The organism is Ruminococcus sp. N15.MGS-57, assembly GCF_000980385.1.
Classification (GTDB): domain Bacteria; phylum Bacillota; class Clostridia; order Oscillospirales; family Ruminococcaceae; genus Hominimerdicola; species Hominimerdicola aceti.
In genome coordinates this window covers 1-1,009 of sequence record NZ_LARF01000115.1, presented here as the reverse complement: position 1 = coordinate 1,009, position 1,009 = coordinate 1, and the positions used below count along the sequence as shown (strand labels likewise).

General features: G+C 41.5%; 1 tRNA gene and 2 rRNA genes. All 3 read left to right on the top strand.

The annotated features are described in order from the left end of the window. Positions 1-214: ribosomal RNA gene (locus tag WS40_RS10740) — 16S ribosomal RNA — on the top strand; the annotation flags it as partial. 157 nt (positions 215-371) lie between these two features. Then, positions 372-448, top strand: a tRNA-Ile gene (locus WS40_RS10735). A 151-nt stretch (positions 449-599) separates the two neighbouring features. After that, positions 600-1,009 (top strand): 23S ribosomal RNA (locus tag WS40_RS10730); the annotation flags it as partial.

Below are 1,009 nucleotides of genomic sequence, written 5' to 3'. Positions count from 1 at the left end.
TGAAGTCGGAATCGCTAGTAATCGCAGGTCAGCATACTGCGGTGAATACGTTCCCGGGCCTTGTACACACCGCCCGTCACACCACGAAAGTTGGTAACACCCGAAGCCGGTGAGGTAACCTATTAGGAGCCAGCCGTCTAAGGTGGGGCCGATGATTGGGGTGAAGTCGTAACAAGGTAGCCGTATCGGAAGGTGCGGCTGGATCACCTCCTTTCTAAGGAGAAAGACGAAGTTTTGGAAGATTGATTAAGTTCAATCTTCCGGAGAAGGTTTATTGTTTATTTTTCAATGTACTCTTCAAAAAGTACATTGAAAAATAGAGTGAAGGCTCTTTATTGAAAAGAATTACACTAGAGACAACTCTAAAATATGGGCTCATAGCTCAGATGGTTAGAGCGCACGCCTGATAAGCGTGAGGTCGATGGTTCGATTCCATTTGAGCCCACCACTAGTCTTTTAGACTAGAAAGAAAAGTACATTGAAAATTATATAGAGAAAAATATAAGGTAAACTAGCATATTAGATGAAGAATCTAGTATGGAAGCAATTAAACCGAAAAATGCAAACCAAAAGTCAAAAGATCTAGACTAATAAAAAAAGGTTAAGCTACAAAGAGCGTAGGGTGAATGCCTAGGTACCAAGAGCCGAAGAAGGACGTGACAAGCTGCGAAAAGCCACGGGGAAGAGCAAATATCTAGCGAGCCGTGGATATCCGAATGAGGAAACTCACATAGTGAAAATAGACTATGTATTTATATGTAAGTAAAGTAGCATATAAAGGGGAACGTGGGGAACTGAAACATCTTAGTACCCATAGGAAAAGAAAGTAAAAACGATTCCTAAAGTAGTGGCGAGCGAAATAGGAAGAGCCCAAACCAAGAGTAGAAATACCCTTGGGGTTCGGACTACAATAAGTTATCTATAATTCTAGTAGAATTGTCTGGGAAGGCAAACCATAGAAGGTGAGAGTCCAGTATATGAAAGGAAAGTAGAGACTAGTAGAATCCAG